Annotated in this window: 22 protein-coding genes and 2 pseudogenes; 19 read left to right on the top strand and 5 right to left on the bottom strand. The window is 43.8% G+C overall.

All coding sequences use genetic code 11. From position 1 onward, the window contains the following. Positions 1 to 44 precede the first annotated feature (44 nt). Together H8704_RS12405 and H8704_RS12410 are read left to right on the top strand one after the other, a co-directional pair. Positions 45 to 479, top strand: a complete 435-nt coding sequence (locus tag H8704_RS12405; RefSeq protein WP_022464027.1) for a TadE family protein — start codon at positions 45 to 47, stop codon at positions 477 to 479. Further along, a complete protein-coding gene (locus tag H8704_RS12410) occupies positions 466 to 1,503 on the top strand; it encodes a DUF6382 domain-containing protein (RefSeq protein WP_249298465.1) in 1,038 nt (345 codons plus the stop codon). The genes H8704_RS12405 and H8704_RS12410 overlap by 14 nt, the downstream gene beginning before the upstream one ends. A 155-nt stretch (positions 1,504 to 1,658) precedes the next feature. Here H8704_RS12410 and H8704_RS12415 read toward each other — a convergent pair whose 3' ends face one another. Both H8704_RS12415 and H8704_RS12420 read right to left on the bottom strand, forming a co-directional pair. Then, entirely contained in the window at positions 1,659 to 4,028 is a 2,370-nt protein-coding gene (locus tag H8704_RS12415; protein ID WP_249298466.1) for a glycoside hydrolase family 31 protein, read from the bottom strand. 94 nt (positions 4,029 to 4,122) lie between these two features. Next, positions 4,123 to 4,611 (bottom strand): protease complex subunit PrcB family protein, encoded by a 489-nt coding sequence (locus H8704_RS12420; protein ID WP_249298467.1) that lies wholly within the window; start codon positions 4,609 to 4,611, stop codon positions 4,123 to 4,125. 249 nt (positions 4,612 to 4,860) lie between these two features. Here H8704_RS12420 and H8704_RS12425 point away from each other — a divergent pair, with 249 nt between their 5' ends. The 8 genes from H8704_RS12425 (at position 4,861) to guaA (ending at position 14,482) form a co-directional block, all read left to right on the top strand. Then, a complete protein-coding gene (locus tag H8704_RS12425) occupies positions 4,861 to 7,326 on the top strand; it encodes a glycogen/starch/alpha-glucan phosphorylase (protein ID WP_118679349.1) in 2,466 nt (821 codons plus the stop codon). Positions 7,327 to 7,432: 106 nt separating this feature from the next. Then, on the top strand, positions 7,433 to 8,077 hold the full coding sequence (locus H8704_RS12430; protein WP_330605996.1) for a hypothetical protein: 645 nt from the start codon (positions 7,433 to 7,435) through the stop codon (positions 8,075 to 8,077). Positions 8,078 to 8,089: 12 nt separating this feature from the next. After that, complete coding sequence (gene sppA / locus H8704_RS12435; protein WP_249298468.1) at positions 8,090 to 9,127, top strand: signal peptide peptidase SppA; 1,038 nt, start codon at positions 8,090 to 8,092, stop codon at positions 9,125 to 9,127. After that, positions 9,117 to 9,800, top strand: a complete 684-nt coding sequence (locus H8704_RS12440; protein WP_249298469.1) for an RDD family protein — start codon at positions 9,117 to 9,119, stop codon at positions 9,798 to 9,800. The genes sppA and H8704_RS12440 overlap by 11 nt, the downstream gene beginning before the upstream one ends. A 194-nt stretch (positions 9,801 to 9,994) precedes the next feature. Beyond that, positions 9,995 to 10,801, top strand: a complete 807-nt coding sequence (locus H8704_RS12445) for a M23 family metallopeptidase (RefSeq protein ID WP_022464035.1) — start codon at positions 9,995 to 9,997, stop codon at positions 10,799 to 10,801. A gap of 225 nt (positions 10,802 to 11,026) precedes the next feature. Next, the gene (locus tag H8704_RS12450; protein ID WP_118679343.1) at positions 11,027 to 11,710 is read left to right on the top strand and encodes a TIGR00266 family protein; all 684 of its coding nucleotides are present in this window, start codon (positions 11,027 to 11,029) and stop codon (positions 11,708 to 11,710) included. A 155-nt stretch (positions 11,711 to 11,865) separates the two neighbouring features. Then, positions 11,866 to 12,771, top strand: a complete 906-nt coding sequence (locus tag H8704_RS12455; protein WP_249298470.1) for an HD domain-containing protein — start codon at positions 11,866 to 11,868, stop codon at positions 12,769 to 12,771. Positions 12,772 to 12,907: 136 nt separating this feature from the next. Continuing rightward, positions 12,908 to 14,482 carry a glutamine-hydrolyzing GMP synthase gene (gene guaA, locus H8704_RS12460; protein ID WP_118689578.1) on the top strand — a complete coding sequence of 525 codons (1,575 nt, stop codon included), beginning with the start codon at positions 12,908 to 12,910 and terminating at the stop codon, positions 14,480 to 14,482. A gap of 292 nt (positions 14,483 to 14,774) precedes the next feature. Here the strand turns inward: guaA and H8704_RS12465 are convergent, their stop codons facing one another. Further along, positions 14,775 to 15,305 carry a helix-turn-helix domain-containing protein gene (locus H8704_RS12465; RefSeq protein WP_009247529.1) on the bottom strand — a complete coding sequence of 177 codons (531 nt, stop codon included), beginning with the start codon at positions 15,303 to 15,305 and terminating at the stop codon, positions 14,775 to 14,777. 448 nt (positions 15,306 to 15,753) lie between these two features. Here H8704_RS12465 and H8704_RS12470 point away from each other — a divergent pair, with 448 nt between their 5' ends. From H8704_RS12470 to H8704_RS12495, 6 genes and pseudogenes are all read left to right on the top strand, one after another. Continuing rightward, positions 15,754 to 15,942, top strand: coding sequence for a helix-turn-helix domain-containing protein (locus tag H8704_RS12470; RefSeq protein ID WP_009247528.1), 189 nt, complete (start codon positions 15,754 to 15,756; stop codon positions 15,940 to 15,942). Further along, positions 15,943 to 16,155 (top strand): annotated as a pseudogene (locus H8704_RS12475) (Arm DNA-binding domain-containing protein); the annotation flags it as partial. Beyond that, a pseudogene (locus H8704_RS12480) lies at positions 16,156 to 17,481 on the top strand (DUF3427 domain-containing protein); the annotation flags it as partial. It abuts the pseudogene before it with no gap. A gap of 57 nt (positions 17,482 to 17,538) precedes the next feature. Then, on the top strand, positions 17,539 to 17,964 hold the full coding sequence (mutT, locus tag H8704_RS12485; RefSeq protein ID WP_249298471.1) for an 8-oxo-dGTP diphosphatase MutT: 426 nt from the start codon (positions 17,539 to 17,541) through the stop codon (positions 17,962 to 17,964). Position 17,965: 1 nt separating this feature from the next. Further along, the gene (locus H8704_RS12490; RefSeq protein ID WP_249298472.1) at positions 17,966 to 19,660 is read left to right on the top strand and encodes a hypothetical protein; all 1,695 of its coding nucleotides are present in this window, start codon (positions 17,966 to 17,968) and stop codon (positions 19,658 to 19,660) included. After that, positions 19,605 to 19,949 carry a hypothetical protein gene (locus H8704_RS12495; protein ID WP_249298473.1) on the top strand — a complete coding sequence of 115 codons (345 nt, stop codon included), beginning with the start codon at positions 19,605 to 19,607 and terminating at the stop codon, positions 19,947 to 19,949. Before H8704_RS12490 ends, H8704_RS12495 begins: the two co-directional genes overlap by 56 nt. A gap of 59 nt (positions 19,950 to 20,008) precedes the next feature. Here H8704_RS12495 and H8704_RS12500 read toward each other — a convergent pair whose 3' ends face one another. Both H8704_RS12500 and H8704_RS12505 read right to left on the bottom strand, forming a co-directional pair. Then, the gene (locus H8704_RS12500) at positions 20,009 to 20,194 is read right to left on the bottom strand and encodes a hypothetical protein (protein ID WP_118689281.1); all 186 of its coding nucleotides are present in this window, start codon (positions 20,192 to 20,194) and stop codon (positions 20,009 to 20,011) included. 345 nt (positions 20,195 to 20,539) lie between these two features. Beyond that, positions 20,540 to 21,820: a galactokinase gene (locus H8704_RS12505; protein ID WP_118679130.1), complete on the bottom strand. Its 1,281-nt coding sequence runs from the start codon at positions 21,818 to 21,820 to the stop codon at positions 20,540 to 20,542. Between the two features lie 475 nt (positions 21,821 to 22,295). On the opposite strand from H8704_RS12505, the gene H8704_RS12510 reads away from it, so the two are divergent. From H8704_RS12510 to H8704_RS12520, 3 genes are all read left to right on the top strand, one after another. Then, the gene (locus H8704_RS12510; protein WP_118679128.1) at positions 22,296 to 23,330 is read left to right on the top strand and encodes a LacI family DNA-binding transcriptional regulator; all 1,035 of its coding nucleotides are present in this window, start codon (positions 22,296 to 22,298) and stop codon (positions 23,328 to 23,330) included. A gap of 505 nt (positions 23,331 to 23,835) precedes the next feature. After that, positions 23,836 to 25,149, top strand: a complete 1,314-nt coding sequence (locus H8704_RS12515) for an extracellular solute-binding protein (RefSeq protein WP_249298474.1) — start codon at positions 23,836 to 23,838, stop codon at positions 25,147 to 25,149. 115 nt (positions 25,150 to 25,264) lie between these two features. Beyond that, positions 25,265 to 25,522: a hypothetical protein gene (locus H8704_RS12520; protein ID WP_249298475.1), complete on the top strand. Its 258-nt coding sequence runs from the start codon at positions 25,265 to 25,267 to the stop codon at positions 25,520 to 25,522. The last annotated feature ends 89 nt before the right edge of the window (positions 25,523 to 25,611 follow it).

A 25,611-nucleotide genomic window follows, 5' to 3' on the forward strand; every position in this document is an offset into this window, starting at 1 on the left:
GAAAAATTATGAGGAATGAGAAAAGTACGAGAGAAGGGGTTATTATGTATAGATATATGTGGGATGGAAGTTATACCGTCGAAGCTGCTTTTATTGTGCCTGTGGTTCTTGGCATATTATATGGATGGATGTTTCAGCTTTTTTATCTGCATGATCAGGTAGTCATAGATGGGATGCTGCAGGAGATGGTAGTGCTTCGACAGGAGAAGAAGGAATGTGGGGAGCAGGAAATAGATCGATGGAGGGAGAAGCTTCAGGAAGCTCTTTGGATTGCACAGGTGGATGGATTTCAGCTTCAAAAGGATTCCCTATATGTAAAGGGAAAAATATCTGCATCGGCAGTATGGAAAATACCTGTTATGCAGCAATTTTTAGGAAATCGTTTTCAAAGTAGCACGACTCAGATAATTTCATCTGTGCAGCCGGACACTGTGTTAAGAATAAAGGGAAAGGAGGAAATATCGCGTGGAGGAGATTGACCGGTATTCCGGGCGTTTTCGGGAAGAAAAAGGTTTTCTGGTTGTGGAAGGAGCAGTAGATCACGGGGACTCCTTTGATATTAAAATGCTTTTGAATAATCAGATTGCGGGTATTCTTCCGTTGCAGATCCAGTATATTGATAATCAGTGCATATATCGGTATTTGACGGGAGAAAAAATATCGCTTACCCAATTTTTATCACATCAAAAACTACATTTCAAGGAGGCATACCGGTTGTGGAAAGATATATTCCACAGTTGTAGTATATGCGCGGAATATCTGCTTCAGACAGACCAGCTGCTGTTATGTCCGGAATATATTTACTGGGATTCTTCAATGCAAAGTTTCTCTTTTTGCTATTTCCCCGAAAAGGCAGAGGCTTTGGAAATACAGATTAAAAGGCTTTGTGAGTTTCTTTTGACGGTGGTGGATCATGAGGAAAAGCTTGGGAGAGAATTTGTATATGGATGGTACGAGCAGGTGATAGGTATGGGTTTTTATCTGTCAGAGCTGGAGCGTTATCTGAAAAGCTACCGGGACAGAGAGAATGTCATAGGGGGCCGGCTTACGGAGGAACCGGTAAAGACGAAGAAATCAGCAGAGGTACAGGAGCTGGTAAAAACGCAGGTGTCAGCGGAGGCACAAGAACCGGTAAAGTCACAGAAATCACTAAAGAGCCGGGAATCGGGAAAAATGCAGGAATTAGAAAGAAAGGAGGTGTGTAATTACTATCTGAAAAATGTCTCAAAGTATCCAGAGGCATTGCCGCAGCTTTTTCTGACGGAAGGTGCATTGACGGTAGGACGTGCGCCGGGGTGTGATGCAGTATTGCCGGGGAGCCAGATCAGTTGGCATCATGCCAAAATAGAAGTAGAAGAGGATCGGGTTTTTGTGATAGACACCAATTCCTCTAATGGAGTTTTTCTGAATAAAAAGAGATTGATAAAAGAACATCCGGTACTTTGCAGGGCAGGCGATATCATTGGTTTTGCAGATATTACCTATTTGCTTTGTACCGGATGAAAAGGAATGTACCCATGTCCGGGAGGGATAGTTTGCCGTTAAAGCTGACTGGCACCGATCTCTACAGTTCTATGATATAATGAGTCCTGAAGGACTCATATTAGGAGTTTCTTCGAAACTCCGTTATGCGCAAAAATCGTGCGCTGATATATGAATTAATGAGCACTTAAACGGACAGCGTCATAAAGATGGTCATAGCCCTGATGATCCATTGAGGTGGTCAGGTGACCGTCACTGTCAATATGGAAATGATATATATTGTACTCGCCGTTTTCATAAGAAAAATCGGTGCCGTTGTCCTGATAATGGCAATATTCCGCAGGAGCATCTGAGGTATAGTACTCCAGGATCAACTCCTTTGCACCGCCGTCCGGAATGTGATTAAGCTGCGGCCAGGTAGGAATTATGCTGCCTGCCTTGATATAGATTGGACATATATCCAGAGGGGCATCCCGAAGGATATACTTTCCGCCTTCAATACGTTCCTTGGTCCAGTAGTCCACCCAGATTCCCTCCGGGAGATAAACCGGTCTGACGTGGGCTCCCTGATCGGTGACAGGGGCAACCAGAATACGGTCTCCGACCAGATATTCGTCGTTGCATTCATATACCTCAGGATCATTCTGATAGTGCATTACCAAAGGACGGATGATTGGCATTCCGGTCTGCGATTCTTCATAAAACAGATCATACAGATAAGGAATAAACCGATATCGGAGCTTTAAGTAGGTACGATAAATATCGAGAGTCTGGCGGTCAAACTGCCATGGCTCCTGACAGCGGGAGAATTTCGCACAATGATTGCGGAAAAGCGGGGCGAAACAGCTTGCCTGTATCCAGCGGCAGAGGAGCTCCGGTGTCGTATTGGAGCCAAATCCGCCAATATCGGTACCCACAAATGGCATACCGGACATACCGAGGTTTAATAGCTGTGGAATGGACATTTTCAGATGAGTCCATATACTCTGATTGTCGCCGGTCCATGCGGTGGAATATTTCTGGGAGCCGCTATAGCAGGCTCTTGTAATGACAAATGGACGTTTACCGCTTGTTTCTTTGAGACCTTCATAGGTTGCCTTTGCCATAAGATGACCATATACATTATGAACTTCTTTGTGAAGCCGTGGAATGTCGTCTCCGGGAAATACGACATTCTCCGGCAGTGGTCCGCGGAAGCTGGCCGGCTCATTCATATCATTCCAGATGCCGCTGATGCCCTGGTCCACCAGCAATTTTGTCTGGCTGCCCCACCAGTTTCGTACAGTAGAGGAGGTGTAATCCGGAAATACAGAGTCTCCCGGCCATACAACATTTTCGTAGATGTCACCTTCCGGAGTCTGGGCAAAGTAGTGATTACGGACACCTTCATCATACATATGGTAACCCTTTTCAACCTTTGTGCCGGGGTCAATAATGGTGACTAACCGGATGCCCTTGTCCTGCAGGGTATTACTGAGACCGGACAGATCCGGAAATTTGTTTTTATCTACGGTAAAGACTTTATAATTATCCATGTAATCAATATCCATATGGATCACATCACATGGAAGATCGTTGTTGATAAAGTTTTCTGCCAGTTCAAGGACCTCCTGCTGGGAGGAATATCCCCAGCGTGACTGGTGATATCCCAAAGTCCAAAGCTGTGGCAGTGGACAGCGGCCGGTAAGGGCAGTATAGTTTTTGATCACATCAGCAATGGTATCGCCGTAGATAAAGTAATAGTCCAGCTCTCCGTCTGCGGCACCGATGGAGTAGTAGTCTGTAGAGCTGTAGCCCATATCAAAACTCGTTTTGTAGTGGTTGTCAAAAAAGATACCGTAAACACAGTCTTTGCGTAATGTAATAAAGAACGGAATCGACTTGTACAAAGCTTTAAATGTAGGATTTTCCACATGAGGATCCGGGTTGTCTGTATTCCACATGGTATAGTCATAGCCCATTTTGTTCAAGAAGCCGGTTTTGTCTCCAAGCCCGTAGAATACTTCATCTCCGTATAGAGACTTGGTGATTTGGAAACGGCAGGCGTCATCCCCGGCATGGACTACATGTCCCTCCTGACGCATCTGTTCGATCTCCTCCTCGGTCAGGGATTCTGCTTCCTGCAGTTTTCCGGTGTAATCTGAGCAGAGAGGTGTTCCGTCCACAGAGCAGATCTGCAGATGCAGCTCATCGTCAAGGGAAATCTGCAAGGTTTTTGTAGCGAATGTGAGGAGGGACTGGTTATTTTGGGATGCATCTGAAGAAGCAGTCCCGGTGAATGCGGTGCGCAAGGCTGCATCACAGGCTGTCTTTTCCTGTGGCAGGTCATCCGATGGACTTACTGCAGTCAATGTGCCTGTAAGCTTAGGACGCTGTTCTACAGCAAATGATTCCAGGGTTCTTGCATGGATTCGCAGTGTGGTGTCTGTAACTGCTTCGATCTGCAGAGGTGTGCCGGAAACATTTGTGTATTTGCTTAGGAGATCTCCTGCGTAAATAGAGCAGGAATGATCCGATAATTCGTATTTCCATGGAAATGTACTCATTTGTGTATAGCTCCTTTGTATTTGTTTCTAAACGCATTGTACAAAATCAGGCGGCCGGATGCAATGTCGCAATCGTTAGAAATGTGTGAATATTTTATGAAAAGATCACGGTTGCATCCCGAAATTCGGTTTTGATCACGATATATGGGCAGGTTTCTGTCTCGCTGATGTCTGCATCTTTTTTGGGACCGGTCAGTTCGGTAGCAAAGACAAGTCCGTCTTTTGCTTCATAGAAGTCTGTAACGGCAATATTGTAGCCGTCTGTCTGCCGGGCACCATAGCCTTTTACGATATAAAGGCAGCTTCCGTCGGAATATGTAAGCTCAAATGCGTTGTTGCACCGGTCGTCAATGAGCTCTTGCAGCTCTGCCGGAATATCTGTTCCTGCAACTACAGTAAAATCCAGATCTTTGGTCTTTTCCGGAAGCCGGTTTTTGTCACAGCCGGCCAGCATGGGCAGAAGCAGAAATAATAAAAGTGCAGAAAGCAGAGCAGAGGGGAAGGAATGCGGAAAAGAGCAGCAAAGAGGATGGTGATAGGCAGTTGACTTTTCATTTTTAGAAAAAAGTTTTTGTGACAACATAAAATCTCCTTGGTCAGACCATTTTTGACCGGAATTTCAAGCCAAAACGTACGACAAAGTAAATATTGATATAATTTATTCGAAAACATACATACATATGCAAAAAACACAGGAAATCCAAGTAAAATAACGCCAATTTTATCAACAAATTAGGGTGGATTCGTTGATTTTTTGACTTTTATAGTATATGATAATAAAGTGATTGTGAATAGAATCTAGAAGTCGATAATTTCAGGGAGGATACTACGAATGAACGAAATTAACAAGGAAGAATTCAAAAAAGACATTGAGAATTATGCAAAGGTCTTGTTCCGTAAATCCATCAAAGAAGCCAGTGATCAGGAGAAGTTCCAGGCTGTTTCTTATGCAGTAAAGGATATTGTAGTAGATCAGTGGATGGCAACTCATAAGACATATGAGGAGCAGGATGTAAAGACAGTGTACTATCTGTCAATGGAGTTTTTGACAGGACGTGCATTAGGAAACATCATCATCAACTTAAAGGGCAACAAGGCAATCAAGGAAGCTGTGGAAGAGCTGGGAATGAATCTTGACGTGATCGAGGATCAGGAGCCGGATGCAGCACTTGGTAACGGTGGTCTTGGACGTCTGGCTGCATGTTTCCTGGATTCATTGTCTACATTGGGATATCCTGCATATGGATGTGGTATCCGTTATAAATATGGTATGTTCAAACAGGTCATCGAGAATGGTTATCAGATTGAGAAGCCGGATGACTGGTTAAAGAACGGTAACCCATTTGAGATCAAGCGTCCGGAGTACGCCGTAGAGGTTAAGTTTGGCGGTTACGTTGCAATGCGCAAGGACGAGTTTGGCAGAGACAAGTTTGTACAGGAGAATTATCAGTCCGTACTTGCTGTTCCTTACGATCTCCCGGTTGTGGGTTACAACAATAACGTAGTAAATACACTGCGTATCTGGGATGCAGAGGCGATTGATACTTTCAATCTGGATTCCTTTGATAAGGGTGATTATCAGAAGGCAGTAGAGCAGCAGAACCTTGCACGTACCATCTGTGAGGTACTTTATCCAAACGATAATCATATGGCTGGTAAAGAGCTTCGTCTGAAACAGCAGTATTTCTTTGTATCTGCCAGTGTTCAGAGAGCTGTTGCAAAATATATGGAGAAGCATGATGATATTCGTAAGATTTACGAAAAGGTCTGCTTCCAGTTAAATGATACACATCCAACCGTAACTGTATCCGAGTTCATGCGTATCCTGGTTGACGATTATGGTCTTGAGTGGGATGAGGCATGGAGCATTACCAATAAGACATGTGCATATACAAACCATACAATCATGTCCGAGGCATTGGAGAAATGGCCGCTGGAGCTGTTCTCAAGACTGCTTCCTCGTATCTATCAGATTACAGAAGAGATCAACCGTCGTTTTATTCTTCAGATCCAGGCTGCTTATCCGGGAGACAACAGCAAGGTTGAGAAGATGGCGATCATTTATGACGGACAGGTTAAGATGGCACATCTTGCAATCGCAGCAAGCTTTTCTGTAAATGGTGTTGCCAAGCTTCATACAGAGATCCTGAAGAATCAGGAGCTTAAGGACTTCTATCAGATGATGCCTGAGAAGTTCAATAATAAGACAAATGGTATTACCCAGAGACGTTTCCTTCTTCATGGAAATCCACTGCTTGCAGACTGGGTAACAAAGAAGATCGGGGATGACTGGATCACTAACCTGGCACATATCAATGAGCTGGGTATTTATGCAGATGATGAGCTGAGCCGCAAGGAGTTCATGAACATCAAGTATCAGAACAAGGTTCGTCTGGCGAAGTACATCAAGGAGCACAATGGTGTAGAGGTAAATCCTCGTTCTATCTTCGATGTGCAGGTAAAGAGACTTCACGAATACAAGCGTCAGCTTTTGAATATTCTTCATATTATGTATCTGTACAATGAGTTAAAGAAGAATCCGGAGATGGATTTCTACCCACGTACTTTCATTTTTGGTGCGAAGGCATCCGCTGGATATCACAGAGCAAAATCCATTATCAAGCTGATCAACAGCGTTGGTGATGTGATCAACAATGATAAGGATATTCACGATAAGATCAAGGTTGTATTTATCGAGAACTACCGTGTATCCAATGCAGAGATCATCTTTGCAGCGGCTGATGTGTCTGAGCAGATCTCAACTGCCAGCAAGGAGGCTTCCGGTACCGGTAATATGAAGTTTATGCTGAACGGTGCCCTGACACTGGGAACCATGGACGGTGCAAATGTTGAGATCGTTGATGAGGTTGGCAAGGAGAATGCATTTATCTTTGGTCTTTCTTCTGACGAGGTTATTGCATATGAGCAGAATGGTCAGTATAACCCAAGAGATATTTACAATATCGATTCTGACATTCGTGCGGTGATGACACAGCTTGTGGATGGCACATATGCTTCCGGAAACCTTGACGAGTTCCGTGACATTTACAATTCCCTGTTAGATGGTAACGGTGGACGTCCGGATATGTACTTTATCCTGAAGGATTTCCGTTCCTATGCAGATGCGCAGAAGAGAGTTGAAGCTGCATATCGTGATGAAGAGGGCTGGGCAAAGTCAGCACTTCTCAATGTTTCTAAGAGTGGTAAGTTCACATCTGACCGTACCATCGAGGAGTACGCAAAAGAAATCTGGCATCTTGAGAAGGTAACCGTAGAGGTTCCTGAGGATGACGAATAATAAAATAACTGTTTCGGAAACGAAGCAACATATTAACTGCCCTATGCATTTTGCATAGGGCAGTTATGAACAGAAAACAATATAAATATAGAATGGAGGGTTTATTATGAGTATGGACAACATCATCAAAATTCCGGCTAAGTGTAATCGTAAAATTGAGTTAAAGGCGATTCCGGGACATTTCGCAACGAATCATTCCCATATCAATTACTATCTTGATATGACGCCGATCAAGTACCGCCATACAGAAGCGCAGCTTGTGGCGAAGGAAATGGTGAAAAAATACCGTCACACTACTGCTGTAGATGCAATTGTGTGTATGGACGGATGCGAAGTGATTGGCGCATATCTGGCAGAAGAACTCACAGCGGCCGGTATTATGTCTCTGAATTCACATGAATGTGTGAATGTCATTACGCCGGAGATCAATTCCAGTGGACAGATCATTTTTCGGGAGAATGTGGAGCCGATGGTACTGCATAAGCATGTTGTGGTACTCATTGCCAGTGCAACGACAGGTAAAACCATCCAGCAAAGTATCGATGGCATCAGTTACTATGGAGGTATTGTTGAGGGCGTGTCTGCTCTTTTTTCTGCCGTTGATAATGTAGGCGGCGTTGATGTAGACTCCATCTTTACCACCAGTGACATTCCGGATTATGCGACATACAGACCGGGTGCATGTCCGTTCTGTGATGGGAAGCAGAAGCTGGATGCCATTGTAAACAGCTTTGGATATTCTAAGATTTAACAGGGAGGCAACATGAAAAAGAAACAATGGATTGGAATTGTTGTGGCAGGCGTGGTATTTATCGCCGTATGTGCAACGGGCATTTTATCAAATGTCGTTCAATCAAAACTTACAGAAAAAGCAGATACAAAGTCAAAAACAAGTACATCAGAAATGTTAAGCAGCATCTGGGGATCTTCCGAGGAGAATGTTACACTGCCGGAGGAGGATTTCGTGGGAGTGCTGAATATTGTGGGGACAATTCAGGCAAACTCCTCCGGTAACATCAGTCTCTCAGGCTCTGATGATGATCAGTATAATCATAATCTCTACATGAAATATGTTGATGAGCTGGAGAAGTCAAAAAACAATAAGGCGATTCTTTTGTATGTCAACAGTCCGGGAGGAACCGTGTATGAGAGTGATGAGTTGTATCTGAAGCTGATGGAGTATAAAGAGAAGACAAAACGTCCGGTATATGCTTACTTTGGTTCGCAGGCATGTTCCGGGGCATATTATATTTCTATGGCGGCAGACAAGATTTATACGAATCGTAATACCTGGACCGGTTCCATTGGTGTTATCGTATCTCTGACCAATTACAAAAAACTTTATGACAAGCTTGGAATCAAGGAAATTGATATTACCAGTGGCAAAAATAAATCTATGGGTTCCGGCGGACTCGATCTGACCGATGAGCAGTATGATATTCTGCAGAGTCTGGTGGATGAGGCATATGATCAGTTTGCCGGGATTGTCAGCGAAGGCAGAGGAATTGATATTGCTACAGTGAAAAAGATTGCCGACGGAAGAATCTATTCTGCAAAGCAGGCCAAAGAGAAGAAGCTGGTGGATGAGATCGGTACCGAGGATGAGCTGAAGACATTGATCCAGAAAGAAAATAAGCTGTCAGATGATGTCGTATATGATACGGCCAAAAGCTCCGGTTCGAATTTTCTGTCTAACCTGATGGGGTCTGTGCAGAAGATCATGCCGAAATCTGACAGTGAGCTGGCAGTAGATATTATTGAAAATAAAGGAAAAGGAGTGCTGATGTATTATGCAGACTAATACGAAGGATCAGGTATATGCCGGATTTTTCGTACGTCTGACGGCATTCCTGGTAGATATGATCATCGTCAATGCCGCATTGCTGGTGATTCGGATCCCGATGTGGATATTATCGTTAAACAGTCCGGATAACGTATTGGTGCGGGATTTCATTTTTCAGTATTCCATAACAGATATCGTCTGCTATCTGTTGACGGTACTGTATTTTACATTGCTGACGTATTATACAGGGGCAACCCTTGGTAAAAAGCTTTTTCAGCTTCGGGTCGTCAGTACGGAAGACCGGAAAATGACATTCTTTGAGGTACTTTACCGGGAAAGCATCGGCAGATTTTTGTCCGGAGTGATTATGAACCTGGGATATCTGCTGATCCTTGCACAGAAAGAACACCGCGGAATTCACGATCTGCTGGCGGATACCAGCGTGATCTATTATCATGAAAAGAAGGTGTATGTGCATACACAGATGAATTACAGGAATATGGTGCCACAGCCGGGATATATTGTACCACAGCAGGGAGGTATAAACCAGCAGAATGGGAATTCACTGCCCCAGCAGAGTGATATAAATCCCCAGAGTGGGGACCAGGTATCCTCACAGGAGATGACATCTGCTGCAGCTCCGGTACAGAGTCCACCACAGAAGCCGGAGGATCACACAAATGTCGATTAGATTTTTTAAAGTCATTGAATAAATTCGAAAATGCCTGTCAAAAATAAAAACAGAAGATATCGGAAAGCATCTCGATAGATTTGAGGTGCTTTTCTTTCTTTTCAGAATAGGTGGATTCCGGATGCAGCACATCCGGGAAACAGCTATTGGTATAAAAGAAAAGAGGCGGCAGCGTCTCAGAATGGAGGGACAGGATGAAGAATAAACGCAATGATTTTAAGGACCAGAACACACAGTCAAAAAGAAGCTTTTACGTGGCAGCATGCGCGGTGCTGGCATGTGCGGCGGTGCTGGGAACAGCGTATTTTCAGACACAGAAAACAGATAATACAGGACATAAGGTGGCGGAAAATCCTGCCGCAACCATAGCCGGAGAATCGGCAATCAACAAGAATTGGAAAGCGGATGCCCAGGGAATTGGCAAGACAGACAGCGAGCAGGCAAGCACTACGATGAATGTAGATGATCTCGCTAAAAAGAAGGAAAAGGCAGCAAAGAAAAATGTTGAGGTTAAGGCAAATCAGGCAAAGAAAAAAGATGCAAAAAATACGTCAAAGGCAACCATGATATCGGCAAACCACAAAAGCTTCAATGAGGAAAAAGGATTGACATGGCCGGTTAAAGGGGATGTTCTGATGAAATTCAGCCAGAGTAATAATATTTATTTCAAAACCCTCGCGCAGTATAAGAGTAATCCAGCGATCGAGATTTCTGCCGATGAGGGAACTAAAGTGATCGCTTCGGCGGCCGGAACCGTGACGGAGATCAGCAAGGATGATATCACCGGAACAATGATTACTACAGATATCGGAAGTAATTATAAAGTCACTTACGGCCAGTTGACAAATCTCAAGGTGAAAAAAGGGGATGAAGTCAAGGAGGGACAGCTTTTGGGAATGGTTGCAGCACCAACAAAATATTTCAGCGAAGAGGGGAGCAATCTGTTCTTTCAGGTGAAAGAAAATGGAAAAGCGGTGGATCCGCTGTTGCTGTTAAATTAATATTTATACAGATAAAAATCTGATACAAAAACCCCAGTGATGGTTTTATCATTGGGGTTTTTTGTTTTTTCCTAGTCAAATGCCTGCCTGTATGGTAAGATGTATGCGAAGGCAAAAGTAAAAGTGACAAGTACCCTCGCGATGCGAATTTATTAGATTCTTGTGATAAATCAAAGGAGAAGTGAATAAAATCAGCAGAGGAAGAAAAAGAAAGGCAGGTAAAAAATGCAGTACAAAATTTTAGGGAATACCATGCCGGCGGTGGAAATTTTATTTGATCAGCCGGGAGAATCCATGTATACACAGTCTGGTGGTATGGCATGGATGTCAGATGGCGTAGAGATGGACACCAATACCAGAGGAGGGCTCCTCAAAGGTGTTGGAAGAATGTTTGCCGGAGAGTCTTTGTTTATGGCAAATTATACCGCCAGCAAACCGGGGGCAACCATTGCATTTGCTTCTACAGTAGCAGGTGAGATCATGCCTCTGGATGTCAGCGAGACCGGTGGAATGATCTGTCAGAAGGGAGCATTCCTTTGTGCAGAGCCAACCGTCAACATAAATGTTACATTGACGAAGAAACTTTCCTCAGGTTTCTTTGGCGGTGAGGGCTTTATTCTCGAGGAGATCAGCGGAGCAGGTATGGCTTTTCTGGAAATTGATGGAGACAAGATCATCAAGGACCTTGCACCGGGCGAGGTGATCAAGGTAGACACCGGAAATGTTGTGGCATTCCAGAAGGGGATGGCATATGAAGTCGAGATGGTCAAGGGATTAAAGAACATTTTTCTGGGAGGTGAGGGCCTGTTCCTTACGAAGATTACCGGACCGGGACGTGTTGTTCTTCAGACTCAGAACTTTGCCGAGTTTGCCGGCAGAATCGCAAAGATGATTCCCAGTAAAAACTGATCGGGGCAGTGTACTTGGAAATATAGTGGACAATATTACTGATTCCGTAGACATTTTTGATCTGTTTTCGTAGAAGGATCGATCTGGCACAGCAAAGATGCGTTGGCGTTTTTGCTGTGTCTTTTGATATATAGCGGATGGAAAAGAGGATAAACATGAAGATAAATCGTGAACATATAAAGAATACATTTCAGGAATATACCGATCGTTATGACAGTACCGATCCGAAGATAAAATTAAAGATCGATCATACCTATCGTGTGGCGGATCTGTGCGAGCGGATCGCAAAGTCGCTGGATCTGTTGCAGGAAGATATTGATCTGGCGTGGCTTAGCGGGATGCTGCATGACATTGGGAGGTTCGAACAGCTTCGCCGTTATCATACATTTTCGGATGCACAGTCGATCGATCATGCGAAGTTTGCGGTGGAACTGCTTTATGAGGACGGACTGATTGCCGATTATGTGCCGGAGATATCGACGGCAAAAATAGTTACTAATATCAGGACGAAGGATGGTGGAATTGATCCTGCGGATAAACGAGGTGCAGCGGCGCAGACGAGCGGAGAGTGCGGATCATCCACTGGCTTGAGTGAGGACATGCCATTATCCGATGTGTTCCGGACACTTCGCATAGCAATCGGAGAACACAGTGCATACCGGATACAGGAAGGTCTGGACGAACGGACACAGATGTTCTGCCATATTTTGCGGGATGCGGATAAGGTTGATATCTTCCGGGTAATCTGTGATACGCCCATGGAGGAGGTTTACGGCTTTCAAACGGAAGATATTCTCCGGTCAGGAATTACACCGGAGGTCAGACGGGCGTTTCTGGAGCATCATGCAGTGCTTCGAAGCCTGAAAAAGCAGCCGGTTGATTACGTTGTAGCACACGGTTCGCTGGCATTTGAGCTGGTATATCCGGAGAGTCTGCGGATCGCCAAAGAGCAGGGATATCTTGGCCGGATGATGTCGTTTCAGTCGGAAAATCCGGAGACGGCGAAGGAGTTTGAACATTTGCGGAAGGATCTGAACGATTATCTGGAGCAGAGGTCGTAGATCAAAAGCGCAACTAACAGGCGCAAAGAAAGAGCGGAAAGGAAAGTGCAAAATGCCCTTGTTATTATGGGGACAGTAATTTATAATGAAAGAAGCGTGTATGCTTATTATTGCACAGAAAGAGAGGAAGACACAGATGAATCAGGAAAAGGTTATCGTTATTGACTTCGGTGGCCAATATAACCAACTGGTGGCAAGACGTGTGCGTGAGTGCAACGTATATTGCGAAATCTATTCTTATAAGACGGATTTAGAGCAGATCAAGGCAATGAATCCTAAAGGAATCATTCTGACCGGAGGACCAAACAGCTGTTATGAGGCGGATTCTCCAACATATCAGAAAGAGTTGTTTGAATTAGGTGTACCGGTTTTGGGACTTTGTTATGGCGCGCAGCTTATGATGCATGTGCTGGGCGGTAAGGTGGAAAAGGCACCTGTCCGTGAATATGGAAAGACAGAAGTGTCCGTAAATCAGGACTCACCGTTATTTCGGAATGTCAGCAAAGATACCATCTGCTGGATGAGCCACTTTGATTATATTTCAAAAACAGCACCGGGCTTTGAGATTGTTGCAACAACGGCAGACTGTCCGGTGGCAGCAGCACAGAATCTGGAGCAGAAGCTTTTTGCGATCCAGTTCCATCCGGAGGTGCTTCACACCCAGGAAGGAACCAAAATGCTTTACAATTTCGTCCGCAATATCTGCGGCTGTGCCGGCACATGGAGAATGGATTCTTTCGTGGAGCATTCGATCGAGGAGATCCGTAAGAAGGTCGGCAACGGAAAGGTGCTTTGCGCCCTGTCCGGCGGTGTTGATTCTTCAGTAGCGGCCGTTATGCTTTCCAAGGCAATCGGCAGCCAGCTCACCTGTGTCTTTGTGGATCATGGACTCCTTCGAAAAGACGAGGGCGATGAGGTAGAGGAAGTATTTGGCCCGAATGGCCCATACGAGTTGAATTTTATCCGTGTCAATGCACAGGAGCGTTATTATACAAAGCTTGCAGGCGTCACAGAGCCAGAGGCAAAGCGTAAGATTATCGGTGAGGAATTCATCCGTGTCTTTGAGGAAGAGGCAAAGAAGATCGGTGCCGTAGACTTCCTTGTACAGGGAACCATTTATCCGGATGTGGTAGAAAGTGGTCTTGGCGGCGAGTCTGCAGTCATCAAATCCCATCACAACGTAGGGGGTCTCCCGGATTATGTTGATTTCAAGGAGATTATCGAGCCACTTCGCAACCTGTTCAAGGACGAGGTCCGCAAGGCAGGCCTGGAGATGGGCATTCCGGAGAAGCTTGTATTCCGTCAGCCATTCCCTGGTCCGGGTCTGGGCATCCGTATCATCGGAGAAGTCACCGGCGAGAAAGTTAAGATCGTGCAGGACGCCGATGCCATTTACCGCGAGGAAGTGGACAAGGCTGCCAAAGAGTACGAGCAGCAGAACGGCGAAGCACCGGCGTGGATGCCGAACCAGTACTTCGCAGCACTCACCAATATGCGTTCCGTGGGTGTGATGGGCGACGAGCGTACCTACGATTACGCTGTGGCACTGCGTGCCGTGAATACCATTGACTTTATGACTGCCGAGGCGGCACAGATACCGTTTGAGGTGCTGCAGAAGGTGATGAGCAGGATCATCAATGAGGTGAAAGGGGTCAATCGGGTATTCTATGATTTGACGAGTAAGCCACCGGGGACGATAGAGTTTGAATAAATCGAGTTGCTTAAAAAAGCCAGTGTTTATGCGGGTTTCAGCGATTTCGATTAGTCTTTTGATAACAAATTGATAACAGTCATAGCAAGTGCCATTATTCTTGTTATCCAGTGGTTTATGGGTAACGGAACAATTAACAGGTGGCTTGCAGACTAAAGTTCGGAGCTTGGCTCTGAACAAATTCCATATTATAAACTAAGCCCTTAGCTGTGGTTAATAACCATAGTTAAGGGCTTTTTTGTCGTTGCCAAAGCATCTGTAGGGAGCTGCCAGTGGCAGGTCCTGTAGGTGCTTATTTATCTTTCAAGTGGTCTTTGAATGCTTCCACGAGAGCGTCACTTAATTCCTGTGATGGAACTTTTGCCCAACGCTGTGTGGTGTCGAACTCTGGATAATGGTAACGCCAGTTATCGTATTCTTCTCTGTTGATTTCTTCGGAAGATAGCTTGTCTGCCTGTTCTTTCCAAGCATACAGCATTTTGAGGAGTTCATATGCTTCTCTGCCTTTGTCCTTGTTGACCTTTAAGCATACCTCTCCGTCTGCTTCACTGACAGTAAGACCGTAAATATCTTCAAGGGTAAACAGAGTGTGCATAAGACCGATATAGCTGTCTATGTCAGGAACATCAAGAGCCTGTGGAGAAACATCAAGCACCTGTGCCAATGCATTTGTAAGGTCTGCTTTCGGTTTGCGTGTACCAGTTTCGTACTGTGCCAAACGCACATCAGCACTCTTTTCTGGAAAACCGATTGCTGTACCGAGATACTTTTGTGTCATACCACGCATTAGTCTGAAAAAATGTATTCTTTCGCTGATAGCCATAATGATACGCTCCTTTTATATTTAGTGAAATAAGTATAGCAGAAATGTTTAGTGGAAGTCAAGAAAAACCGAAACAAAAATGTTTAATATTTTCTTTGCAACCACTTGACAATAGCAAATATGTTTAGTAAAATAAATTACGAATTAAACAAATATGCTTAATGCGACAACTGAATGACCGTCCGAAAAGCCAAACCGCCAAGACCTCGTCGGAGCAAGTTCCGTATCGTTCGCTTGTGTGCAAGCACAAAAGCTCATTCGCTGCACTGCTCCTCCTCTTCCCCAAAAGTCTCCGACTTTTCGGGAACCCCTATACGAGCGAGCGCCTGATGTACTGCGGTGCATTGGGACAGCACAGCGCCTGCCGACAAGCAGGAGTGCCTGTTGGAACTTTAACACGGAGAAAGCGGCAAGCAAAAAATTATTTTAAGAAAGGAAGAAAAAGGATATGGAAAACAGATTTATCCGAGCCGAAGATGTGGCTCAGGAACTAAACGTATCAAAACCTTATGCATATAAACTCATCAGACAATTAAATGAGGAATTGAAAGCAAAGGGCTTTATTACGATTGCAGGGCGTGTAAATCGCCAGTATTTTTACGAAAGGCTCTACGGAGCAGGAAAGGGGGAAATGTAAATGCCGGTATTTAAGAATGAAGATAACGGTACTTGGTATGTGATGGCAAGGTATGTGAACTGGAAAGGGGAACGCAAGCAGAAATGCAAGCGTGGCTTTGCTACCAAACGAGAAGCACAGGAATGGGAAAGAATGTTCAAATTGCAGACTTCTTCAGACCTTGATATGAGTTTTGAAGCCTTTACGGAGCTTTATATCAATGATGTGAAGAATGTTTTTATTCAACAATTAGGGCGTGGCCTTAGAAAGGCACCACAGAAGGAATATGTTGTGATTCTTGATTTCATTGGAAATTATAAGAATAACTTTATGATTCCAATCGCATTATCCGGTGATCGTAGCTACAACAAAGACAATATTCGCAGATACTTATTGGAAGGCGGAAGAGTGATTCCGGGAGCAAGTACGATTCACTTTGATGAGATTAGCAGAAAGCGTATTTTTGCAGCAGTGGATGGAGCGAACTTTAGTGATATAAAATTGATTAAGGAGAATTACACAAATCTTAAAAATAAGCTGGGAAGAATTCCGAAATTAAAGGATTTTGACGATTATGGGGAAATGGATGTTCTTCGGATTTTTGATAATAATAGCCTGGGAAGCTACTATAAATTTTTGGAAAAATATGAGAAGGACTATACTGAGAGATTATCGCCGGAAGAGGAAAAGGTTATTGAATTTGTATCAAAAAAACTTGCCAATGGAAAGAGAATTCAGGAATTAAAACTTTTGGATCGAATGCTTGGATATGCACATGAATTTTCGCTGTTTTCTGGACTACAGAAAGAATTGCATAAGAATTATGGCTTGCAGATAAGCCAGGAACAGAAAGATAATATTGTAAATATTATGACAAATCAATTTCCTGCCGGTGCAAGTAAAAAGACATACTCTGATTGCATTTTGCTTGAAAAGGACGATCAAAAAGGGACAGATTATCATGTGTCGAAGTCTTTTGAAGTAATGCTTGCGAACAAAGAGTTTTATGGTATTTTGAAGGAGCTGATTGATTTTGGGATTAGCCGATATGAACGTGATTTTTCCCATACATATCGAGAAACAGATTTTGTCCTATATCAGAAATATACATATGAGGATGTATGTCGATTGCTGAACTGGGAAACGAATGAAGTTCCGTTAAATATTGGTGGATATAAGTTTGACAAAAAGACAAAGACATTTCCGGTATTTATCAATTACGATAAATCGGAGGATATCAGCGATACTACAAAATACGAGGATCATTTTATCAGCAGCAACCGTTTGATTGCAATATCAAAATCAGGTAGAAGTATTCAGTCGGAAGATGTTCAGAATTTTCTTCATGCTGAGGAAAGAGGGATACAGGTTCATTTGTTTGTTCGTAAAAATAAGGATGATAAGATTTCCAAGGAATTTTATTATCTGGGGTATATGCATGCCAGCGGGAATGTCAAGGAATTTGTTATGCCAAATACAAGTAAAACGGCAGTAGAGATTGAGTGGCTTCTCGATGTTCCGGTTCGTGAAGATTTATATGAATATATTATAAATGAGTAGAAGTTAATGGCAGTAGTTCAATACTAACTCATTTTTCGGAAAGGTAAGGTGAATTAGATGAAAATAATAAGAGTAGTAGCGGCCGTTATCAAGGCTGAAAATAAACAGGGACAACCAATCATTTTTGCGACTCAGAGAGGATATGGAGAATTTAAAGGAGGCTGGGAATTCCCCGGTGGAAAAATTGAGCCGGGAGAAACGCCGCAAGAGGCACTCAAACGAGAAATACAGGAAGAACTTGATACCAAAATCAAAGTGGGAAGTCTTATTGATACGATAGAATATGATTATCCTACGTTCCATTTGTCGATGGATTGTTTTTTGGCAGAAATTGAGTCGGGGAACTTGGTGTTGAAAGAGCATGAGGCGGCAAGATGGCTGACAAGAGAAGAATTGGATTCTGTTGATTGGCTGCCTGCGGATGTGCTGTTGATTGATACATTGAAGCAAAGTAAATTTATAACTCCAGAAAAGGAAATGTGATATGAGAAAAAAATTAAGTGTATTATTTTTGATTTTAATGTTAATTATGAACCAAGCTGCTCCAATGGGCATTAAGGCGGCGGATGCAGCAGATGAAGTTAAGGTTTATGTGGAAAATGGAGAAGGCAGTCTTACGGAAGGTGACGGAACCGCCCAAAGACCGTATCAAAATATACGTACGGCCTTGAAGCAGATTCAGACGGGACAGACACTTGTACTTGTGGGTGAAGTCTCCTACACCAAATACGAGACGTACGAAGACGAATCTCCGAAACCATTATTTATTGATAAAGATATCACGATTGTTGGTTCAGATACGTCAGCAGGTTTGAAAATACGCAGTATGATTCAGCTGGGAGCGGACGTTACGTTTCGTGATATGTGGCTGCAAATGGTGCCGCAGGCAGGAAATGCACGTGGGACAACAATTTATGCGGCGGGACATACGCTGGTGTTGGATGCGGTAGATACGAGAGTAGGAACCAGTACATTGCAGGACGATGTGAGGCCATTGATCAGCGGTGGCGCGTACCAGGGAGAGGAAGGAAAGATGGGAAGCCACACAACGATTAAAGTGGTCAATCCCATATCCCAGACTAAGATAGCTGCAATTTATGCAGGAGATTATTATCGCGATTCCGAACAAGACAAAGTGGATATAGAACTGGATTCCAAATTGGTAGACACGGAGATTCATGCAGCGGGTGCCGATGGTCATACATTGACAGGAAATGTAAATGTTACACTGGGAAAGGATAGTAATGTAACGGATTTTGACAAGACGGATCTGATAGGTGAGTTGAATGTTAATGTGAAAGCGGGGGCTCATATTGATACCCTGTCATTTTCCGGTATCAATAATCTCACGATGGCAGAAAAGTCGCGGATCACGCTTCCTAAGGAGGCGGATTTTAACGTAAATAACGTCTTTTGCGAGAAAAATGCGGTGCTTGATCTCAGACAAATGTCAACGAATCCGAGTGTTGCAAACAATTTTACCGGTGTAACGGTAGTCGGCGAGGATCAAACATGTGGCTCCGTTTTGGTTGGAAATGATACTACACTTGAGATAAAAGGAGAAGTCTATGGTCTAACAAAATTAAACGTAAATGGCTCAGAATATATGGCGAGATTTGTGGAGAATCATTGTTACATACAGGCAAAGGCCTCTTCGAGTGGGAATTTTACAATTGAGGGCACGCAGTATACAAATTTTCAATTAAATAAAAAGAAAACCGAAGAAATATATTCCTGGATTATTGGAAAACTGGAAAATGAGGACGCAGATGACTTTTATTGGATTGGAGATGCAGATAAAAAATCTGTGATCAGTCAGCAGGGAAAAGAATATTATTATCCGGTTGAATTTAAAAAGGCAGATGGTACGGTTTATAAGCCAACGTTTGAGGAACTTTTTTATGATTACGATTTGGCATTGACGAAGGAAAACGGGGAAGCGGTTGATTTAGAGGAAGCGGCTTTCTGCAGTTGGGATGAGGAGTGTATTAACGAGGGGCAAAGCCAATATAATCAGGTGATGGTATGTATATACGACTGGGAGAACTGTAAGGGTGAACTGACATTGACGCTGACCCATTCGAAAACCGGCAAGAGTATCCCGATGGGAAACGGGGAATTATATGCCGCCGGCGGAATCGTTGATCTTGCTCAGCGATATTTATGGGATCAGTATTAATGAAATTTTGGCCGGAAAGCGCGTGGAAATGGATGAGCTCAAGGAAGTGGCAGATGAGAATATGACGAAAGTGCTTGGGGAGTTGGAGGGTGACTACAAGAAATTCGAAAAGAGAATGATCGTTATCCTGATCATTAATGCCATATTGGCGATTTCGATCATTACATTGATGCCGTTGAAAAACGCAAAGGATGTTGCGATATTTGTTATGGTGCTTGCGATGGCGTTTTTGTCCAATGTGGTGAATATGGTTGCGGTTGGAGCGAAAAAGGAGAGTTTAGGAAAATAGACTCCGAAATAAAAAGCAGGTTCCCGGCTGATGTTTTATCGGCCGGGATCCTTTATTTGTTAGGGCATATGCCCTGTTTTGCGAGCAAATTTCTCAACAGAGAAATGAGCGAAGCAAAAAAATAAACCACCGGTTTCTGCTGCGCTTGCTGATTTTGTACCTGGTCCGCTTACGCTGAAACTGGTTACAATCATAGAAAAGCTTAAGCATGCGGCCAAAAGACCTTTAAGATTTTTATTTCTCAAATCTTTCCCTCCTCTTTTATTTTTTCATTGTAATATTTTTGTTCTCTTTTTTTGCGATTGTTTGCTATAGCATACTACTGTATTGAACACAAACTCATGATGGGATTCAAGAAAATTATTGGTCATAATTACCAGTAAAAATAGAGCAAAATTGTAGTAGAAATTTCACATAGACAGAAAAAGCCCTGAAAAATGGGGGAAAATAAGAAAAATGCAATCGCAATAAATGATTATTATCCATCGCAACATAATACTATAAATGTTCGTAAAATATAGTTTGGTGCTGCGATGGATGTGATAATGCATGGGGAAAATGCAGATTATATAAAAGAGAAGTCTTTAAGATTACAACACCTTTATTCCGCCGTATTTGCGGATCATCAAAACGCTGCAGGCATCTTTGCCAAACAGGTCATCCATTGCCTGTTTATATTCTGTGACAGCATCCTTTTGAACAAATGCCTGAATGGTTCCGGCAAAACCGCCGCCATGGACACGGCAGACGCCGCGGTTTTCGAGAACTGTCTCGCTGACGGCGAGTGCCAGAGATATATTCTGTGTCTGGACATCCTGACCGGAGTAAATGTTTTGCAGATATTTGAAGGAAGAATCTCCGGATGCGGCAACGGTCTGAAGGAATGCAGAGATATCTTCCCGGTTTAATGCAGCGACTTCCTGACGGACACGTTCATTCTCGCAGAAGAAATGAATGGCGCGAAGGACACTTCGGTCGGAGGTGGCTTTGCGCACTTCCGGAAGCTTTCGGAAGAATTCATTTGCAGGGACATCCCGGAGCACTTCTTTACCCAAATACGCAGCCACTGATTTCATTTCGGCAGGAATTGCCGCATAATCCGGGGTAAGATCTGCGTGGGACCCTTTGGTATCGGTAATGCACAGGCTGTAACCGTGCTTCGCCATATCAAATGTCACCTTTTCCACGACGGGCTTCGCCGGATCAGCAAAATCAATATGGACAAGACTTCCCACGGAGCAGGCCATCTGGTCCATCAGACCACAGGGTTTGCCGAAATAGACATTCTCTGCATATTGTCCCATCATAGCAATCTCGATCGGAGAAATCTTCATCTCGTTGTAGAGGCCGGACAGGATCGTACCGATAATTGTTTCAAAGGCGGCAGAGGAAGAAAGACCTGCGCCGATCAGAACGTCACTGGTAATGTAAGTCTGAAAACCGCCAATCCGGTATCCTCTTTCCTGTGCGGAGACAAGAACCCCTTTGATCAGAGCGCGTGTGGATCCCTTTTCGGATTCCTGCAGGGAAAGGTTGCCAAGATCTATGGTGATCAGTTCGTAGCTGTCGGAGATAACCTTTACAACGGGTTCATCCAGAGGGGACACGACAGCAATGGCATCGTTATTGATGGAAGCAGCCAGAACCTCGCCATGCTGATGGTCCGTATGATTTCCTCCGATTTCGCTGCGGCCGGGTGCGCTGTAAATGGAAACACCGCCGGCGCCAAAAGCTGTTTCATAGCATTCAATCGCTTTGATATAACGTGTGGTCTGGTAGTCGATACGGTTCGGATCTACATAAAGATCCGTTAAAATTGCCTGGTATTTTTCCTGACGGAGGTTTTCCTTGAGTGTAGTTGTGTGATTCATAATGTGTAGACATTCCTTTCCGGGTTTGCTGTTTCTGATCGCAGATATAAAGTGCAGCAAATTCCTATATAGTTAATTATGTGAAGCGGATGAGCCGTTTTATCGTACAGATATGATTCGCTTTTTAAGATGCTTTTTACTGTGTAAAAGTGGAATATACCAACAGCGCAATCGGGTGCGCTATACCTGCATACATCATAAGATATCTCTGCCGGGATGTCAATATATGAATTTATAACCGCATATATGTTAAATAAACAGATGTTAAATGATCAGAAGTATTAAATAACCGCATAGGAAGAAAGGTTTTTAGCTTAGAGGGCGCACATAGATATTTTGAAGGGATGTACCAAAAAATAAACCTTTTATAAACTTTCCAAAAACCTGATTGACAAATTGCGCAACAGCTGATAACCTAATGTTAAAAGATTGCGCAACAAGAGTGCAACACCTTTTGAAGGAGGAGGGAAGGAAGATGGCAGGGCAGAACGAATGGACCACCACAAAAGGCAGGGAACAAAGCCGTATTACAATCGGCGATGTTGCGGAGGCACTGGGGATATCCAAGACCACCGTATCCAGAGCTATTTCAGGTAAGGGAAGGATCGGCGAGCAGACCAGACAGCGTGTTCTGGCTTATATTGAGGAGAATAACTACAGACCGAATCCGATGGCGCAGGGGCTTGCACAGTCCAAGACGTACAATATCGGCTGGGTGATTCCGGGAGATTCGACGATTACAGATCTGCCATTTTTTCAGAGATGTATGATCGGCATCAGCGAAGTGGCTTCCAAAGAGAATTATGATATTTTAATCTCCATGGTTTATGACCATGAGCTGGAGCATTTGCGCAGAGTGGTTGAGAATCATAAGGTGGATGGCATTATTCTGGGACGGACGCTGATCGATGATGAACGTGTGCGGTTCCTGAAGGAGCACGATATTCCGTTTGTGGTGATCGGCAGTTCCAGTGAACCGGATGTGATCCAGATTGATAATGACCACGTTAAGGCATGCCGGGAGCTGACCTCTATTTTGATCATGAAGGGGATACGTCGTCTGGCATTGATCGGCGGCGATGAGAATCATGTGGTCAATCAGACGAGACGCCGGGGCTTTGAGGAAGCTGTGGCGGAGCAGCATCTGAACGAGGATGATGTTTTTATTTACATGAATGGTGAGACAAAGGTAGACATTGAGCGTAGTGTAGAAGAAGCACTGCGCAATCAGGTGGAATGTATTGTCACCATGGATGACCGGATCGGCTTTGAAGTGATCAATATTTTGAAAAGAGACGGGATACAGATTCCGGATCAGGTCAAACTCGCTTCCTTCTACAGTAGCGACCTGCTGGAAAGTAACCAGCCGGCGGTCACTGCATTACAGTATGATCCCAAGGAACTGGGAGTCGTTGCCTGCAGAACATTGTTTGATATGATGAATGCACGGCAGGTCGACGAAAAAGTCCTTCTCAGTTACGAGGTGGCCCTGAGGGGTTCCACCCAGTAGATATAATGAACCCGTCAGGGTTCGCAATGCGCAAAGCAATGCGCGATGATATGATGCCGTGTGAATCGTTATGTGATCCGGGTTGTTTGCTTCCGGACGCAGGGAATCAGGCATCTTAAAAACTGCACCCACAGTTAAAAAACGCTATGTCATAAAGCGATGACATAGCGTTTTTTAATATATAAATATAAGAAAATGCTGGCAATTTGGAGGAGGAATCTAAGGGCAAAACGCCGGATCTGCATTTTTGATTTTATAATATGCGCAAATGGTTGACCGTTTGGCTGTGAAAAGTCGGATAAAATGCACAAAAACAACAGAACTTTGTATTTACAGCAGATAACGTATTAGAAAAAATGTCACAAAAAATAAATAATATTGTTGACATTGTTGTAAAAGTTTGCTACTATGCAAATATAGAACAACCGATTGCGCAAAAAGACGCACAAAAGGTGATGAAAAATCATTCACGGTAACGTGATCAATATGAAGGAGGATTTTTGTTATGAGAAGAAAACTATTATCTTTTCTGTTGGCAGCAACGATGGTAACGGGGTGCATCGGACTGACAGGATGTGGAAACAAGGATGCGGCAGACGCAGATTCTGCAGCGCAGTCTTCAGACGCAGGTTCTGAAAATGCAGGCGAGGACGCAGTAGCAAACCTGATCAAGTCCACGAAGGATACAGTAAAGCTTACGGTATGGGCTTCTGAGGAGGATCAGGATCTGACCAAGAGTCTGCTGGACAAATTCCAGAAGGAGTATTCCGATGTAAAGTTTAATATTCAGCTTGGTAAAGAAAGCGAGTCAAAGACAAAGGATGATATTCTAAAGGACGTTGATGCAGCACCGGATGTATTCGCATTTGCAGATGACCAGATCAATGAGCTGGTAAAGGCGGGGGCGCTCCAGGAGGTTGTTGCAGATTACACATATGATGTAAAGTCTGAGAATGTTGCGGGAAGTATTGAAGCGGCAACAGTAGATGATAAGCTTTATGCATATCCGATGACAGCAGATAATGGTTATTTTATGTTCTATGATTCTTCTGTATTTTCTGAGGATGATGTAAAGACTTTGGATGGTATGGTAGCCGCCGCGAAGAAGGCCGGCAAGAAGATTGCCATTGAGGCATCCAATGCGTGGTATTTCTATTCTTTCTTTAAGGGAGCAGGATATGATCTGTCCCTGAATGAGGACGGAAGCAATACCTGTGACTGGAACGGAGATGGCGCAACAGATGTTGCACAGGCAATCATTGATCTTTATAAGTCAGGTATTGTTGTAAATCTGAATGATGCAGCAACTGTAACAGGTATTAAGGATGGCACGGTGGCAGCTGCAGTCAATGGTACCTGGAATGCAAAAGCCGCTTCCAAGGCATGGAAGAAGAACTACTCCGCTTGCAAGCTTCCAACCTTTACGGTAGCAGGAAAGCAGGTTCAGATGGCTTCCTTTTCCGGATGTAAGCTGGTTGGTGTTAATCCGAGAAGTAAATTTGTAGGCTGGTCTATGCTTCTGGCAGAATACCTGACCAATTATGATGCACAGGTTGAAAGATTTAACCAGAGAGAATTAGGACCTTCTAATATTAAGGCATCTGAGTCTGACGAAGTACAGTCCAACAAGGCAATCGCAGCACTGGCATCCCAGGCAGAATTTGCAGCACCTCAGCGTGTGGGCAATAACTACTGGAGTCCGGTTGAGACATTAGGTAAGAAGCTGGCAGACGGCAACCCGAAGGGAACAGATCTTCAGAAGCTGCTTGACAATGCAGTAGCCGGTATTACAGCACCGGTAGAAGATTCAGCAAAATAACAGCACCATTGGCAGAAATGTCAATTAACACAGGATGATCCGGATCTGCTCCGGAATGCTGCGGGACAGCTCGGTCCCGTGGCAGATGATCCTGAATAAAGAGAGGGTGTTTGCTATGGCAAATAAGAAGACAAATAAAATAAGTAATTTTTTCCGGTCTATGGGAACCGGGCTGAAAAATTTTGGAACAGCACTTGCCGGATACTTTCGGGATTTTGGTACTGCTGTGGTAAAAGGTGATATCTGGGTTAAATTATCTCTCCTGATCATGGGAGCCGGATATTTTGCAAGAAAACAAATTGTAAATGGTATCTTGATGATGTTGGTACAGATTGGATTTATTCGAGAGTGTGATACTTTTTCTGTAAAATAATGATTAGAAGGTTCTTCTATGATAAAATAAATATCATTAGGAGGGCCTTTTATTATGGCAAGACAAAAGAAACCTGTACATCGAGTACA

The organism is Jutongia huaianensis (assembly GCF_014384985.1).
GTDB classification, from domain to species: Bacteria; Bacillota; Clostridia; order Lachnospirales; family Lachnospiraceae; genus Jutongia; species Jutongia huaianensis.